The sequence below is a fragment of the Pseudomonas sp. LAM2023 genome (assembly GCF_016620375.1).
Classification (GTDB): domain Bacteria; phylum Pseudomonadota; class Gammaproteobacteria; order Pseudomonadales; family Pseudomonadaceae; genus Aquipseudomonas; species Aquipseudomonas anuradhapurensis.
Genome location: NZ_JAENHV010000036.1, coordinates 287,959 through 302,778, shown reverse-complemented (window position 1 = coordinate 302,778; position 14,820 = coordinate 287,959). Strand labels below are relative to the sequence as shown.

13 protein-coding genes are annotated in these 14,820 nt (G+C 64.6%); 6 read left to right on the top strand and 7 right to left on the bottom strand.

Annotated features, from left to right (window positions below):
* Nucleotides 1–89: 89 nt before the first annotated feature.
* A complete protein-coding gene (gene ydiJ / locus JKP78_RS21120; protein ID WP_200627534.1) occupies nt 90–3,110 on the bottom strand; it encodes a D-2-hydroxyglutarate dehydrogenase YdiJ in 3,021 nt (1,006 codons plus the stop codon).
* Between the two features lie 152 nt (nt 3,111–3,262).
* Here ydiJ and JKP78_RS21115 point away from each other — a divergent pair, with 152 nt between their 5' ends.
* Nucleotides 3,263–4,147, top strand: a complete 885-nt coding sequence (locus JKP78_RS21115; protein ID WP_170031242.1) for a LysR substrate-binding domain-containing protein — start codon at nt 3,263–3,265, stop codon at nt 4,145–4,147.
* Between the two features lie 97 nt (nt 4,148–4,244).
* Here JKP78_RS21115 and JKP78_RS21110 read toward each other — a convergent pair whose 3' ends face one another.
* The 6 genes from JKP78_RS21110 to JKP78_RS21085 all read right to left on the bottom strand — a co-directional run bounded on the left by JKP78_RS21110 (nt 4,245) and on the right by JKP78_RS21085 (nt 10,878).
* Nucleotides 4,245–5,663, bottom strand: coding sequence for an amino acid permease (locus JKP78_RS21110; RefSeq protein WP_186688616.1), 1,419 nt, complete (start codon nt 5,661–5,663; stop codon nt 4,245–4,247).
* A gap of 729 nt (nt 5,664–6,392) precedes the next feature.
* The gene (rluB, locus tag JKP78_RS21105; protein WP_200627532.1) at nt 6,393–7,460 is read right to left on the bottom strand and encodes a 23S rRNA pseudouridine(2605) synthase RluB; all 1,068 of its coding nucleotides are present in this window, start codon (nt 7,458–7,460) and stop codon (nt 6,393–6,395) included.
* A 306-nt stretch (nt 7,461–7,766) separates the two neighbouring features.
* Nucleotides 7,767–8,537, bottom strand: a complete 771-nt coding sequence (scpB, locus tag JKP78_RS21100) for an SMC-Scp complex subunit ScpB (protein WP_200627530.1) — start codon at nt 8,535–8,537, stop codon at nt 7,767–7,769.
* A complete protein-coding gene (locus JKP78_RS21095; RefSeq protein WP_170034247.1) occupies nt 8,524–9,249 on the bottom strand; it encodes a segregation and condensation protein A in 726 nt (241 codons plus the stop codon). Before JKP78_RS21095 ends, scpB begins: the two co-directional genes overlap by 14 nt.
* Before the next feature lie 125 nt (nt 9,250–9,374).
* The gene (locus JKP78_RS21090) at nt 9,375–10,004 is read right to left on the bottom strand and encodes an L-threonylcarbamoyladenylate synthase (protein WP_200627528.1); all 630 of its coding nucleotides are present in this window, start codon (nt 10,002–10,004) and stop codon (nt 9,375–9,377) included.
* Between the two features lie 13 nt (nt 10,005–10,017).
* A complete protein-coding gene (locus tag JKP78_RS21085) occupies nt 10,018–10,878 on the bottom strand; it encodes a PHP domain-containing protein (RefSeq protein WP_200627526.1) in 861 nt (286 codons plus the stop codon).
* Nucleotides 10,879–10,945: 67 nt separating this feature from the next.
* Between JKP78_RS21085 and JKP78_RS21080 the strand changes: the two genes are divergently transcribed.
* The 5 genes from JKP78_RS21080 to JKP78_RS21060 all read left to right on the top strand — a co-directional run bounded on the left by JKP78_RS21080 (nt 10,946) and on the right by JKP78_RS21060 (nt 14,784).
* Complete coding sequence (locus tag JKP78_RS21080; protein ID WP_200627524.1) at nt 10,946–11,539, top strand: septation protein A; 594 nt, start codon at nt 10,946–10,948, stop codon at nt 11,537–11,539.
* 1 nt (nt 11,540) lies between these two features.
* Nucleotides 11,541–11,840, top strand: coding sequence for a YciI family protein (locus JKP78_RS21075; protein WP_200627522.1), 300 nt, complete (start codon nt 11,541–11,543; stop codon nt 11,838–11,840).
* 206 nt (nt 11,841–12,046) lie between these two features.
* Nucleotides 12,047–12,724 (top strand): response regulator transcription factor, encoded by a 678-nt coding sequence (locus JKP78_RS21070; protein WP_186676333.1) that lies wholly within the window; start codon nt 12,047–12,049, stop codon nt 12,722–12,724.
* Between the two features lie 101 nt (nt 12,725–12,825).
* Nucleotides 12,826–13,242, top strand: coding sequence for a Spy/CpxP family protein refolding chaperone (locus JKP78_RS21065; RefSeq protein WP_200627520.1), 417 nt, complete (start codon nt 12,826–12,828; stop codon nt 13,240–13,242).
* Nucleotides 13,243–13,443: 201 nt separating this feature from the next.
* On the top strand, nt 13,444–14,784 hold the full coding sequence (locus tag JKP78_RS21060) for an ATP-binding protein (RefSeq protein WP_200627518.1): 1,341 nt from the start codon (nt 13,444–13,446) through the stop codon (nt 14,782–14,784).
* Nucleotides 14,785–14,820: the final 36 nt, after the last annotated feature.

Below are 14,820 nucleotides of genomic sequence, written 5' to 3'. Positions count from 1 at the left end.
CGCGCTTGATCTGAGGCGCAGCTCACGCTTGCTGTAGGAGCGGCCTGGTGTCGCGATGGGCTGCAAAGCAGCCCCCGAGGCCCGGAAACCTAGCGCTGGACGTACTGCAACACCACTTCCAGCGGGTGGCGCATCTGCCGCTCGCTCATGCGCTTGACCTGGCTACGGCAGGAATACCCCGTCGCCAGCGGCTCGCCTTCCTTGTCCAGCTTGGTCGCCCAGCTCTGCTCGAAGATGGTCCGCGAGGTTTCCTGGTTACGCGCCTCGTGCCCATAGGTACCGGACATCCCGCAGCAGCCAGTGGCCTCGGTCACCAGCTTAAGCCCCAGGCGGGCGAACACCTGCTCCCACTGGCGGGTGCTGGCCGGCACGTTGGTCTTCTCGGTGCAGTGCGCCATCAGGCGGAAACTGCCCGACGCGCTCGCTGCCTGCTCCGGCAACACGTCCATCAGCCACTCCTGCGGCAACAATACCTTCGGGCAGCCGTCCAGGCCCGGGACTTTCTGGTACTCCTGGCGGTACACCAGGGTCATCGCCGGGTCCAGGCCCACCAGCGGCACGCCGCAGTCAGCCAAGGCCTTGAGCTGGGTGGCATTGCGGATCGCCGCCTTGGCGAACGCACCGAGGAAACCCTGCACATGCAGCGGCTTGCCGTTGGCGCTGTACGGGGCCAGGAACACGCGGTGGCCCAGGCGGTGCGCCAGGTCGATGAAAGCCGACAGCAGTGGCGTTTCGAAGTAGCGGGTGAAGGCGTCCTGCACCAGCACGATGCTGCGTTCACGCTGGGCCGGGGTCAGTTCACGCAGGGCTGGCACACTGGCCACGCCGACACGGCAGCGGGCCAGGGTAGCCTGGAAGTTGAAGCGGCTGAGCAACGGGCTGTCGACCATGCCCACCTTGTCGGCCAGCAGCCGGCTCACCCACTTCGAGCCCATCACCGCGTTGTACAGCCCTGGCGCGTGGGCCAGGTACGGGATGGTGAACTCCAGCGAGCCGATCAGGTAGTCACGCAGCGGGCGCTGGTAGCGGCCGTGGTACAGCTCGAGGAAGCGCGAGCGGAAGTCCGGCACGTTGACCTTGATCGGGCACTGCCCGGCGCACGACTTGCACGCCAGGCAGCCGGCCATGGCGTCGTACACCTCATGGGAGAAATCTGCCTGCCCCTGGCTGCGTGCGCGGTTGTTGCGCAGGCGTGCCGGCAGGCCCTTGAGCCAGGACACTCGATTGCGCGCCGCAGCCAGCACATCGATGTTCGCCTCGCCCTGCAGGCGCAGCCACTCACGCATCAGCGAGGCGCGGCCCTTGGGTGAATGCTGCCGTTCGCGGGTGGCCTTCCACGACGGGCACATGGCATCGTTGGGGTCGTAGTTGTAGCAGGCGCCGTTGCCGTTGCAGTGCACGGCGCTGCCGAAGTCCTGCCACACGCGCTCGTCGATGGTGCGGTCGAGATCGCCGCGCAGGGTCACGCCATCGACCCTGGTCAGGCCCTCGGCGCTGTCCGGCGGGGTGCAGATCTTGCCGGGGTTGAGCTGGTTGTGCGGGTCGAAGGCGCCTTTCAGGCGCTGCAGCGCCGGGTACAGCTCACCGAAGTACTCGGGCACGTACTCCGAACGCAGGCCCTTGCCGTGCTCGCCCCACAGCAGGCCGCCGTAGCGCCTGGTCAGCGCCGCCACGGCATCGGAGATCGGCTTGACCAGCGCGGCCTGGGCCGGGTCCTTCATGTCCAGCGCCGGGCGCACGTGCAGCACACCGGCGTCGACGTGGCCGAACATGCCATAGGCCAGGCCGTAGCCATCGAGCAGCGCGCGGAACTCGGCGATGTAGTCGGCCAGTTGCTCCGGCGGTACTGCGGTGTCCTCGACGAACGGCTGCGGGCGCACTTCGCCCTCGACGTTGCCCAGCAGGCCCACCGAACGTTTACGCATGGTATAGACCCGGGTCACCGCCTCGGCGCCCTCGGCCAGGGTATGGCCCAGGCGCTCGACACTGGTGTCGCTCTGCAGGTGCTGGATGAACGCCTGCACCCTGGCGTTGACCTCAGCCGGCTCGTCGCCGCAGAACTCCACCAGGTTGATGCCCAAGGTCGGGCGCTCGGGGTCGGCCGGGAAGTATTCGGCGACGCTATGCCAGACGATGTCCTTCATCGCCAGCATCAGCACCTTGGAGTCGACGGTCTCGATCGACAGCGGCTTGTGTGCCATCAGCGCATTGGCATCGCGCAGGGCATCCATGAAGCTGCTGTAGCGCACATTGACCAGCACGGCGTACTTGGGGATCGGCAGCACATTGAGCTTGGCTTCGACCACGTAGCCCAACGAACCCTCGGCGCCGCACAGCACGCTGTTGAGGTTGAAGCGGCCTTGTTCGTCGCGCAGGTGCGCCAGGTCGTAACCGGTCAGGCAGCGGTTGAGCCTGGGAAACGTGGTGTCGATCAGGTCTGCCTGGGTTTCCTGGATCTCCCGCGCCATGCGGTACACCTCGCCGACCCGGCCGGGCGCGGCACAGGCCTGCTCCAGCGCGGCATCGTCGATCGGCAGACTGTGCAGGCGCTCGCCACCGAGCAGCACGCTGTGCAGCTCCAGTACGTGGTCGCGGGTCTTGCCATAGGTGCAGCTGCCCTGGCCACTGGCATCGGTATTGATCATGCCGCCGACGGTGGCACGGTTGGAGGTGGACAGCTCGGGGGCGAAGAACAGCCCGTGCGGCTTGAGCGCGGCGTTGAGCTGGTCCTTGACCGTACCCGCCTGCACCCGTACCCAGCGCTCCTCGACGTTGATTTCGAGGATCTTGTTCATGTGCCGTGACAGATCGACCACGATACCGTCGGTCAGCGACTGGCCGTTGGTGCCGGTGCCTCCGCCACGCGGGGTCAGCTTGACCTGGCGGAAGCGCGGCTCGCCCATCAGCGTGGCGACCCGCACCACGTCGTCGGCGTCCAGCGGGAACACCGCTGCCTGCGGCAAGCGCTGGTAGATCGAGTTGTCGGTGGCCAGCACCGTGCGGGTAGCGTAGTCGGCACTGATCTGGCCACGGAAGCCGCTGTTGCGCAGGGCTTCGAGGAATTCGGGGTAGTTGGCGCTCGGGGCGACGGTCGGCAGCTGGGCGATCATCGAAGGATGGCCTCTTGATATAGGCTAATTCACGGGATTCCTGTCGTCCCGGCATGAGTGAAGGCATGCAGGGATGACGTATAGGCCAATGTTCCTGTAGTTTCACTTCCGGGGCAAACGGATAATCCTGCCGCTATCGATGACTTCCATGAATGAATTACCGCCACCTCACCCCGTCGATGTCGCTGCTGCTGGCTTTCGAGGCCGCCGCCCGACATGAAAGCTATACCCGCGCCGCCGCCGAACTGTCGCTGACCCAGAGCGCAGTCAGCCGCCAGGTACAGGCACTGGAACAACAGCTGGGGCTGACCCTGTTCCGCCGCGAGGGGCGCCAGGTGCAACTCACCGATGTCGGGCGCCTGTACCAGCGCGAACTCAGCGAAGCCCTGGGGCGCATCCGCAGTGCCACCCTGCAGGCATTGGCCTATCAGTCGGGGGTCGGCACCTTGCGCCTGGCCACCCTGCCCACCTTCGGCTCGAAGTGGCTGCTACCACGGCTGCACGCGTTCTACAGCGCCCACCCGGGCATGCTGGTGCACATTCATTCACGCATCGAAGCCATCAATTTCGACACCAGCGAGATCGACGCCGCCATCGGCGTGGCCAGCCACGACCTGCCGGGGTTGGTCTGCCATCGCCTGCATGCCGAGCAGCTGGTGGTGATCCTGCCGCCGGAAGCTGGCGCGGATGGCCAGGGCTGGAGCCCGGCCCGGATCAGTGAAGAGGTACTGCTGAACGTGGCCAACAACCCGCATGCCTGGGGCGAGTGGTTCTCGCACCATGGCCTGGCGCACCGGGCGATGCGCCTGGGGCCGAGCTTCGAGCTGACCTCGCACCTGATCCAGGCGGTACGGGCCGGTATCGGCATCGGCCTGGTGCCGCGCATCCTGGTGGAAGAAGAACTGGCCAAGGGCGAGCTGTACAGCCCCGGCGAGGCGTTTGCCAGCCAGCGCAGTTATTACCTGATCTACCCGCCGAGGAACGAAGCGTTGCCATCGTTGCGGGCATTCAGAAGCTGGTTGCTGGAACAGATCTGACCTCTGCTGCTGGCTTGCCGGCGACAGGGCCGCGACAGGCAAGAAAAAACCCGAAGCCAGGTACCTGACTTCGGGTTTCCGATTACTGCATGGCGTCTTATTTGGCCATGCCGGTAGCCGCTACAGCGGTATTCATCCTGCGACGCGGCTTGACCATGTAGATCACGAACATCGCAAACAGCCAGATCGGGATCGCATACACCGACACGCGGATACCCGGGATCATCAGCATGATGCCCAGGATCAGCACCACGAACGCCAGGCACAGGTAGTTGCCATAGGGGTACCACAAGGCCTTGAACAGCGGCTGCTGGCCGGTGCGGTCGAGGTGCTGGCGGAACTTCAGGTGCGAGTAGCTGATCATCGCCCAGTTGATCACCAGGGTGGCCACCACCAGCGACATCAGCAGCTCCAGGGCATTCTGCGGCATCAGGTAGTTGAGCAGCACGGCAACGAAGGTCACCACGGCCGATGCCAGGATCGAACGCACAGGTACGCCACGCTTGTCGACCTTGGCCAGCGATGCCGGGGCGTCGCCCTGTTCGGCCATGCCCAGCAGCATGCGGGCGTTGCAGTAGGTGCCGCTGTTGTATACCGACAATGCCGCAGTCAGGACCACGAAGTTCAGCAGGTGCGCCGCCACGTCACTGCCCAGCAGCGAGAACACCTGAACGAACGGGCTGCTGCCATAGCTGCCACCCGAGGCAGCTATGCTGGCCACCAGGTTGTCCCACGGGGTCAGCGACAGCAGGACCACCAGGGCGCCCACATAGAAGATCAGGATGCGGTAGATGACCTGGTTGATCGCCTTGGGGATCACGGTCTTCGGCTTGTCGGCCTCGGCAGCGGTAAAGCCAAGCATTTCCAGGCCACCGAAGGAGAACATGATGAACGCCAGGGCCATCACCAGCCCGCTGACACCGTTCGGGAAGAAGCCACCATGCGACCACAGGTTGGCCACGGTCGCCTCGGGGCCGCCGCTGCCACTGGTCAGCAGGTAGGCACCCAGGCCGATCATGCTGACGATGGCCACCACCTTGATGATGGCGAACCAGAATTCCGCTTCACCGAAGAACTTCACGTTCATCAGGTTGATGGCGTTGATCAGCACGAAGAACGCCGCCGCCGTGACCCAGGTCGGGATCTCCGGCCACCAGTAGTGGACATATTTGCCGACTGCCGACAGCTCCGACATGCCCACCAGGATGTACAGCACCCAGCAGTTCCAGCCCGACAGGAAGCCGGCGAAACCGCCCCAGTAGGTATGGGCGAAATGGCTGAACGAGCCGGCCACCGGCTCTTCGACGATCATCTCACCAAGCTGGCGCATGATCATGAAGGCGATGAAGCCGCAGATGGCGTAGCCCAGGATCATCGACGGGCCGGCGGATTTCATCACCCCCGCCGAGCCGAGGAACAGCCCGGTACCGATCGCACCACCCAGGGCAATCAGCTGGATGTGGCGGTTCTTCAGGCCCCGCTTGAGCTCGCCTGAATGCATGTTTTGTCCACTCATGAACGAAGTCACCTGCATTGTTTTTATCTGTGACGGAATCGGACCCACCGCGCTCGTGGCGCAGCGGAATGGGCAAGGTGGTTACCTTGGGTTTCCTGAACGCTGCAGCCGCCGGGGCGGGTCAACCAGGGGTGATCAGGAGTGCGCGGTACGCAAAGGAGTCACAGGTAAAACGCGGCGCACTGTATACCCCTGCAAACGCGCAGGCGTCAACGCACTGCATCGTTTCCTTGGGAAAAAACGCAGCGATCCTGTGGTGTAGGCCTTCAAAGGCGGAGTGATCGGCGTACATGGCGCCTCCATTTGTTGTTTTGTCAGCCTGGCTCTGTGGACAGGCTTTTGCACACGGCAATGGCGGCTATAACACCGTGGGGGCGGGGGTTTGGGCAAGGGTGGTCGGAGCCTGGGGGCAGGCTTGGGCACAGTGGCGACGGCAAGCAATGTTTACAAGGCCGTGGAAAATCTGAAATCAGGGCTGAATTCGGCGGTATCTGTATAGATTTTTTTACAAGGCGGTTCGAGAACTTGCCAGTCGTCCGAAAAATTCTTTTTGTTCAATGTCTTGGGGCCGCTTTGCGGCCCATCGCGACGCAAGGCCGCTCCCACAGGTACCGCGTCGATAGGGCATCAGCAGCGGCCTTGTGTGGCGATGGGCTGCGCAGCAGGCCTGAATCCCACAGGCATAAAAAAACCAGCCCGAAGGCTGGTTCTCGTCACCGCTAGGGTCGATCAGCCACGCGGCTTGCCGCGACCACGGCCTGCCGGCTTGTCAGCGTCAGGCTTGCCCGGACGCTTGCGCATCTCGCTCGGGCGCTCGGCAACCGTGCTGCCACGGCTGCTCTTGCGCGGCGCTTCTTCACGCGGCTGGCGCACCGGGCGTTCTTCGCCAGCGCCGCCTTCGTGGGCCGGGCGCAGGCTGCGCACGCGCTCGCCACGGCCCAACGGGCGGGTCGACTTGCGCTGCAGGCGCTCCAGCTTGTCCTTGGCCTTGAGCTTCATGGCAGGCAGCGCTACCGGCTGCAGACCCACTTCAGCGGCGAGGATGTCGATTTCGCCCTGGGTCATTTCACGCCAACGGCCCATCGGCAGGTCGGAATTGAGGAACACCGGGCCGAAACGCACGCGCTTCAGGCGGCTGACCACCATGCCCTGGGACTCCCACAAGCGACGCACCTCGCGGTTACGGCCTTCCATCACCACGCAGTGGTACCAGTGGTTGAAGCCTTCGCCACCCGGCGCCTTCTGGATGTCGGTGAACTTGGCCGGGCCGTCTTCCAGCATCACGCCGGCCTTCAGGCGCTCGATCATCTCGTCATCGACTTCGCCGCGCACACGCACCGCGTACTCACGGTCCATCTCGTAGGATGGGTGCATCAGGCGGTTGGCCAGCTCACCATCGGTGGTGAACAGCAGCAGCCCGGTGGTGTTGATGTCGAGGCGGCCGATGTTGATCCAGCGGCCTTCTTTCGGCCGTGGCAGGCGATCGAATACGGTCGGGCGGCCTTCCGGGTCGTCACGGGTGCAGATCTCGCCATCGGGCTTGTTGTACATGATCACCCGGCGGGTGGCCTCGGCGGCCTCTTCGCGCTTGATCAGCTTGCCATCCACGGCGATGGCATCGTGCAGGTCGACGCGCTGGCCAAGGGTGGCCTCGACGCCATTGACCTTGATACGGCCCTGGCTGATCCAGGCCTCGACGTCACGCCGCGAGCCAACGCCGATACGCGCCAGCACTTTCTGCAGCTTTTCGCCGGACGGAGGGGTGGGTTGGCTATCTTGCAGGTCTTGCTCACTCATCTGGGCACCTCCCGGTGTAGGAATGAAATATGGGTTCCTGGCGACGAACGCGCCAAAAGGCCGCGCATCATACGCGGTTCGGCGGCGGAACGCACTGGAGGGTAGAGGGTTTTGTGGGCTTTGCCAGGGGTTTCTGCCCAATGGTGATGCGTTGCCTGTACCGGCCCTTTCGCGGCGGTTCGGCGCCCCGACTCGCCCGCTCCCACAGGGGATATCACAGCTCCTGAGGGCTGCGCAGTACCTGTGGGAGCGGGCGAGTCGGGGCGCCGAACCGCCGCGAAAGGGCCGGTACAGGCAACAAAGAAATCAGGGTAGTGACTTGCCCTCTTCTTCCACCGAGGCCTCAGCCTCTTCCTCGCGCAAATCATCAAAATCGGTCTTCAGCCCTTCTTCCATGGCATCCAGCTCCACCAGCAGGCTACGGAAGCTGGTCTCCTCCTTCGGTTCGGCAACCGCTTCCTCCTCGCCAAGGCTGGCATCGGCCAGCGCCTGCAGGTGCGCCGGCACCGGTGCGTCATCCGCGTCGAGCAGCGGCTCGGGCTGCATTTCCCGCAGCTCGGCCAAGGCCGGCAGCTCGTCCAGGCTCTTCAGGTTGAAATGGTCGAGAAAGCCCTTGGTGGTGGCGAACATCGCCGGCCGCCCGGGCACTTCGCGGTAGCCGACCACGCGGATCCACTCGCGCTCCATCAAGGTCTTGATGATATTGCTGTTCACCGCCACGCCACGCACATCCTCGATCTCGCCACGGGTGATCGGCTGGCGATAGGCGATCAAGGCCAAGGTTTCCAGCAGCGCCCGCGAATAGCGCTGCGGGCGCTCTTCCCACAGACGCCCGACCCAGGGGGCAAAGTCTTCGCGAATCTGCAGGCGGTAGCCGCTGGCCACCTCCTTGAGCTCGAAGGCACGGCCAGCGCACGACCTGCCCAGCAGTTCCAGGGCCTGCTTGAAGACCTTGGGTTCCGGCCGCTCGGCCTCTTCGAACAGCTCGTACAGGCGCTCCAGCGATTGCGGCTTGCCCGAAGCCAGCAGGAAGGCCTCGATCAGCGACGCCAGGTCACGGGGTTCATTCAGGTTCATCAGGTTCTTCTACAAGCGCCGGGCGAAGCCGCACGTGGATGGCGGCGAAGGGTTCATTCTGCACCAGTTCGATCAGCGATTCCTTGACCAGCTCAAGGATTGCCATGAAGGTCACCACCACGCCCAGCTTGCCCTCCTCGGCGGCAAACAGCTCGACGAACGGCACGAAGCCGCCGCCTTTCAGGCGCTCCAGCACCTGGCTCATGCGCTCGCGGGTGGACAGGGTCTCGCGGGTGATCTGGTGGCTTTCGAACAGGTCGTTGCGGCGCATCACCTCGGCCATGGATACCAGCAGCTCTTCCAGGCTGACCTGGGGCAACAGCTTGCGCACCTTGGCCTGCGGCGCCTCCAGGCGTGGTACCACGACCTCGCGGCCAACCCGAGGCATTGCGTCGATGCCTTCGGCGGCCGCCTTGAAACGCTCGTACTCCTGCAGGCGGCGGATCAGTTCGGCGCGCGGGTCGCCTTCCTCTTCCTCGACATCGGCCGAACGTGGCAGCAGCATGCGCGACTTGATCTCGGCGAGCATGGCCGCCATCACCAGGTATTCGGCAGCCAGTTCCAGGCGCACGCTCTTCATCAGTTCGACATAGCCCATGTACTGGCGGGTGATTTCCGCCACCGGGATGTCGAGAATGTCGATGTTCTGCTTGCGGATCAGGTACAGCAGCAGGTCCAGCGGGCCTTCGAAGGCTTCGAGGATGACTTCCAGCGCGTCCGGCGGGATGTACAGGTCCAGCGGCAATTCGGTCAGGGCTTCGCCATAGACCAGCGCCAGCTGCAGCTGGCGCGGCGCCTCGGCCTGCTCGGACAGTGCCTCGGGTGTTTCTACCTGGCTCACGCGTTGACCAGGAACGGCGTGGGGTCGCCGCAGCCTTCACGGATCAGCTCCGGCTCGTCGCCGGACAGGTCGATGATGGTCGATGCCTTGAGGTCGCCGAAACCACCGTCGATCACCAGGTCGACATGGTGCTCCAGGCGCTCGCGGATCTCGTAGGGGTCGGTCATCGGCTCGTCGTCCCCAGGCAAGATCAGGCTCACGCTCATCAGCGGCTCGCCCAGCTCGGCGAGCAAGGCCAGGGTGATGGCATGGTCAGGCACGCGCAGGCCGATGGTACGGCGCTTTTCGTGCAACAGCAGGCGTGGCACTTCGCGGGTGCCATTGAGGATGAAGGTGTAAGGCCCCGGCACATGTGCCTTGAGCAGGCGGAAGGTGCCAGTGTCGACCTTGGCATACAGCCCCAGCTGCGACATGTCACAGCACATCAGGGTGAAATTGTGGGTCTTGTCCAGGCCGCGCAAGCGCCGCACCCGCTCGATCGCGGCCTTGTCGCCAATCTGGCAACCCAGGGCGTAGGCCGAGTCGGTCGGATACACCACCACGCCGCCCTTGCGGATGATTTCCACCGCCTGGCGGATCAGCCGCGGCTGCGGATTCTCCGGATGAATCTGGAAAAATTGGCTCACGTAGTCGTCCTGTTCATACCGCCAAAGGCTGTTCATGGCTGAATCGGCGCCACAAAGGTGGCAGGTCCTCGGGCAAAGGCCGGTAGGCACCGATCTCGCCCCAGGTGCCGGGGCCGTGGAAGTCACTGCCAGCGCTTGCCAGCAGGCCGAACTCACGGGTGAGGATGGACAGGGTGCCCACCTGCTCGGCCGGCATCATCCCGTTGACCACTTCGATTGCCTGCCCGCCTGCCTGAATATAGTCGGCAATCAGCCTTCTGCGCTTGCTGCGGGTCAGTTCGTAGTGCATGGGGTGCGCCAGGCTCACCCAAGCGTTGGACTGGCGCAGGGTGGCGACGGTTTCATCGAGGCTTGGCCAGTGCTGTTTGACATCGCCCAGCTTGCCGGCGCCCAGCCACTTGCGAAACGCCTCGCCGCGGTCCTTGACGTGCCCGGCACGCACCAGGTATTCGGCAAAATGTGGCCGCGCCGGGGCGTTGCCGCTGTCGCCCAGTTCGTGCTGCACGGCACGGGCGCCGTCGAGGGCACCGGGCATGCCCTTGGCCGCCAGCCGTTTGTCGATTTCTTCCGCGCGCAGCCAGCGGCCCCGGTGCAACGCTTCGATGGCCGCCAGCAAGGGCGGCGCGTCGAGCGGGAAATCGTAACCGAGCACATGGATGGTTGCGCCGCCCCAGGTGCACGACAGCTCCACCCCACTGACCCAGTGCATGCCCTTGTCGTGGCAGGCCTGGCGCGCTTCGGGCAGGCCTTCGATGGTGTCATGGTCGGTCAGGGCCAGCGTTCGCACCCCGTGCTCATGGGCCCGGGCGACCAGTGCCGAGGGCGACAGGGCGCCGTCGGAGGCCGTGCTGTGACAGTGCAGATCAACATTCATGGAGGAGCGCTTTCGCTGGAATCGATGTTTGTTATTATGCCGTCACATCCCGATTCTGGCTGCCATTGTGAAACAATTCATCGATTTCATTCCGCTGTTGCTGTTCTTCATCGTCTACAAACTCGACCCGCGCCCCCTGGAAGTCGCCGGCCACAGCATCGAATTCGGCGGAATCTACAGCGCCACGGCCATGCTCATCATTAGCTCGCTGGTGGTCTATGGCGCCCTGTTCCTGCGCCAGCGCAAGCTGGAGAAGGGCCAGTGGCTGACCTTGGTGGCGTGCCTGGTGTTCGGCGGCCTGACCCTGACCTTCCACAGCGAAACCTTCCTCAAATGGAAAGCCCCGGTGGTCAACTGGCTGTTCGCCCTGGGCTTCGCCGGCAGCCACTTCATCGGTGACCGGGTGCTGATCAAGCGCATCATGGGCCATGCCCTGAGCCTGCCCGACACCATCTGGACCCGCCTGAACCTGGCCTGGATCGGTTTCTTCCTGTTCTGCGGCGCGGCCAACCTGTTCGTCGCCTTCACCTTCCAGGACTTCTGGGTCGACTTCAAGGTGTTCGGCAGCCTGGGCATGACCGTGCTATTCCTGGTGGCGCAGGGCGTGTACCTGTCGCGCCACCTGCACGACGACCCTTCTACCTCCAAACCCAAGGATTGACATGCTCTACGCCATCATCGCCAGCGACGTCGCAAACTCCCTGGAAAAGCGCCTGGCCGCACGCCCGGCACACATCGAACGCCTGCAGCAACTGAAGGACGCTGGCCGCGTGGTGCTGGCCGGCCCGCATCCGGCCATCGACAGCAACGACCCGGGTGCGGCAGGCTTCAGCGGCAGCCTGATCGTTGCCGAGTTCGAATCGCTGGCTGCGGCACAGAGCTGGGCCGATGCCGATCCGTACATTGCGGCCGGCGTGTACGACAGGGTCGTGGTCAAGCCGTTCAAGCAAGTACTGCCCTGATCTGAGACCGCGTCGGCTTCTTCGCGGGCTTGCCCGCTGCCACAGGTAACCCACCAACCTCAGGCCCTGTGGTGTCCCTGTGGGAGCGGGCAAGCCCGCGAAGAAGGCCACGCGGTACTGGCAGTTATACGATTGCCATCAGTCTGCGGTATCTTTGCCACTGGCGGGCCGATTTAGCCGCCGTCAATGGTTGAATTGAGTGAGTCATGAGCGAGCTGTTACTGATTGATGATGACCAGGAGCTGTGCGAGCTGCTCGGCAGCTGGCTAACCCAGGAAGGGTTTACCGTGCGCGCCTGCCACGATGGCAAGAGCGCCCGCCAGGCCTTGGCCACGCATGCCCCGGCGGCCGTGGTGCTGGACGTGATGCTGCCCGACGGCAGTGGCCTGGAACTGCTCAAGCAGTTGCGCAGCGAGCATGCCGAACTGCCGGTGTTGATGCTCTCGGCCCGTGGCGAGCCGCTGGACCGTATCCTTGGCCTGGAACTGGGCGCCGACGACTACCTGGCCAAGCCCTGTGACCCACGTGAACTCACCGCCCGCCTGCGCGCCGTGCTGCGCCGCAGCCATCCCGCCGCCGCCAGCAGCCAGGTGGAACTGGGTGACCTGGTCTACAGCCCTGCCCGTGGCGTGGCCAGCATCGATGGCCGCGAAATGACCCTGACCCTGTCCGAGAGCCGCATTCTCGAAGCGCTGCTGCGCCAACCCGGCGAGCCGCTGGACAAGCAGGAACTGGCGCAGATCGGCCTGGGCCGCAAGCTGACCCTGTATGACCGCAGCCTGGACATGCACGTCAGCAACCTGCGCAAGAAGATCGGCCCGCACGCCGATGGCCGGCCACGCATCGTTGCCCTGCGCAGTCGCGGCTACTACTACTGCCTCTGAGCATCTTTACCGAGCCTTTACCCTGCGCTGACGGCGCTTGACGGTGATCTCCCTAGACTGTGCTCATCCGGTAACCACCGGCCTATGAAAGGAGAGACACCATGCGCAAGACCCTTATCGCCCTGATGTTCGCCGCTGCCCTGCCGACCGTGGCCATGGCCATGCCTGAAGACGGCCCGCACCACGACGGCCCGCATCACCGCGGTGATGCGCCGTTCCACCAGCTGGACCTGAGCCGCGACCAGCGCCAGCAGGTCGGCAAGCTGATGCGCGAACAGATGAAGCAGCGCCACGACATCACCGAGCGCTATCTGTCCAAGCTGCCAAGCGCCGAGCAGAAGGCCATGCACGATGAGCTGCAGGCCAACCGCGACAAGACCGACAGCGCGATCCGCGCCCTGCTCAAGCCGGAACAGCAGAAGAAATTCGACGAGCTGCAGAAGGAACGCAGCGCACAGCAAGCCGAGTGGCAGGAGTTCCAGGCCTGGAAAGCTGAAAAAGGCAACAAGGCCCAGTAAGCTGTCCAGCCGATGCCCGGCCCGCCCTAGGCTCTGTGTGAAAAGCCTTGATACTCGGTGATGCTGCGTTGAAAACAGCCTCGGAATGCTCATTTACAACCCGTAAACTCCGCTTCCTCGGCTGTTTTCGCCTTGCCTGACCTTCGTCTCAAGACTTTTCACACAGAACCTAGCGCGGGCCGGGCTTTTCCCGTTTAGGAGGTGCACTTGCGTTCACTGTTCTGGCGCATCCTGGCCAGTTTCTGGCTGGCCATCGCCCTGGTCGCGGGCCTGTCGATCCTGCTGGGCCACATGCTCAACCAGGACGCCTGGATACTCAGCCGCCACCCCGGCCTGAATACCCTGGCCAGCAAGTGGGCCAGGCACTACGAGCAGGAAGGCCTGGCCTCGGCGCAACACTTTCTGGAACGGCGCAAAGAGCGCTTCAAGATCGACGTGCAAGTGCTCGACGAGAGTGGCGAAGCCGTGGTGCCCGGTACCTTCCCGCGCCGCGCGGCGGCGCTGGAGGCGCGCCAGCACAATGACCAGCGGCGCCTGCCGTGGCGACGGCTGACCGAGGAATACACCAGCCCCGATAGCGGCCAGACCTACCTGCTGATCTACCGTATCCCGCACCCGGCGCTGGATGCCTGGCACCGCGAGAGCCTGTTGTGGCCGCTCAGTGCGCTGGGCATTGCGCTGGTGGTGCTGACCCTGTTCAGCCTGCTGGTGACCCTGTCCATCACCCGCCCGCTCAGCCGCTTGCGCAGTGCCGTGCACGACCTCGGCCAGACCAGCTACCAGCAGAACAGCCTGGCGCAGCTGGCAGCGCGACGCGACGAGTTCGGCGTGCTGGCCAAGGATTTCAACAAGATGGGCGCGCGTCTGCAAAGCACCATCGGCAGCCAGCGCCAGTTGCTGCGCGACGTGTCCCATGAATTGCGCTCACCGCTGGCCAGGCTGCGCATCGCCCTGGCCTTGGCCGAGCGCGCCGAGCCTGCGCAGCGGCAGGCACTGTGGCCACGGCTGACCCGCGAATGCGACCGGCTGGAGGACCTGATCAGCGAAATCCTCGCCCTGGCGCGCGTCGATGCCGAACAGGCGCATGCCGAGCCGGTCGACCTCAATGCCCTGCTCGGCAGCGTGCGCAAGGACGCCCTGCTCAGCGCCCCGGAGCAGGACGTGCGCCTGGAGGCGCAGCCGGGGTTGACCCTGCTGGGCTGGCCAACCCTGATCGAACGCGCGGTGGACAACCTGCTGCGCAACGCCCTGCGCTTCAACCCGGTGGGCCAGCCGATCGAGCTCAGTGCCGTGCGCGAGCAGGACCGTATCGTGGTGAGCGTGCGCGACCATGGGCCCGGGGCGGCAGCCGAGCATCTGCAACAGTTGGGCGAGCCGTTCTTCCGCGCACCGGGGCAGCAAGCGCCGGGGCATGGGCTGGGGTTGGCGATTGCACGCAAGGCGGCGGAGCGTCATGGCGGCAGCCTGGCGCTCGACAATCATCCACAGGGAGGCTTTGTGGCCAGGCTGGAGTTGCCTGTAGCTGAAGTGACGGGTAGTTGATTGATGTAAATGCTGCAGGCCTCTTCGCGGGCTCGC

Excerpts from the sequence above, each read along its gene's own strand:
- ydiJ (WP_200627534.1), bottom strand. The coding sequence starts at position 3,110 with ATGATCGCCCAGCTGCCGACCGTCGCCCCGAGCGCCAACTACCCCGAA.
- JKP78_RS21115 (WP_170031242.1), top strand. The coding sequence starts at position 3,263 with ATGAATTACCGCCACCTCACCCCGTCGATGTCGCTGCTGCTGGCTTTC.
- JKP78_RS21110 (WP_186688616.1), bottom strand. The coding sequence starts at position 5,663 with ATGAGTGGACAAAACATGCATTCAGGCGAGCTCAAGCGGGGCCTGAAG.
- rluB (WP_200627532.1), bottom strand. The coding sequence starts at position 7,460 with ATGAGTGAGCAAGACCTGCAAGATAGCCAACCCACCCCTCCGTCCGGC.
- scpB (WP_200627530.1), bottom strand. The coding sequence starts at position 8,537 with ATGAACCTGAATGAACCCCGTGACCTGGCGTCGCTGATCGAGGCCTTC.
- JKP78_RS21085 (WP_200627526.1), bottom strand. The coding sequence starts at position 10,878 with ATGAATGTTGATCTGCACTGTCACAGCACGGCCTCCGACGGCGCCCTG.
- JKP78_RS21075 (WP_200627522.1), top strand. The coding sequence starts at position 11,541 with ATGCTCTACGCCATCATCGCCAGCGACGTCGCAAACTCCCTGGAAAAG.
- JKP78_RS21070 (WP_186676333.1), top strand. The coding sequence starts at position 12,047 with ATGAGCGAGCTGTTACTGATTGATGATGACCAGGAGCTGTGCGAGCTG.
- JKP78_RS21065 (WP_200627520.1), top strand. The coding sequence starts at position 12,826 with ATGCGCAAGACCCTTATCGCCCTGATGTTCGCCGCTGCCCTGCCGACC.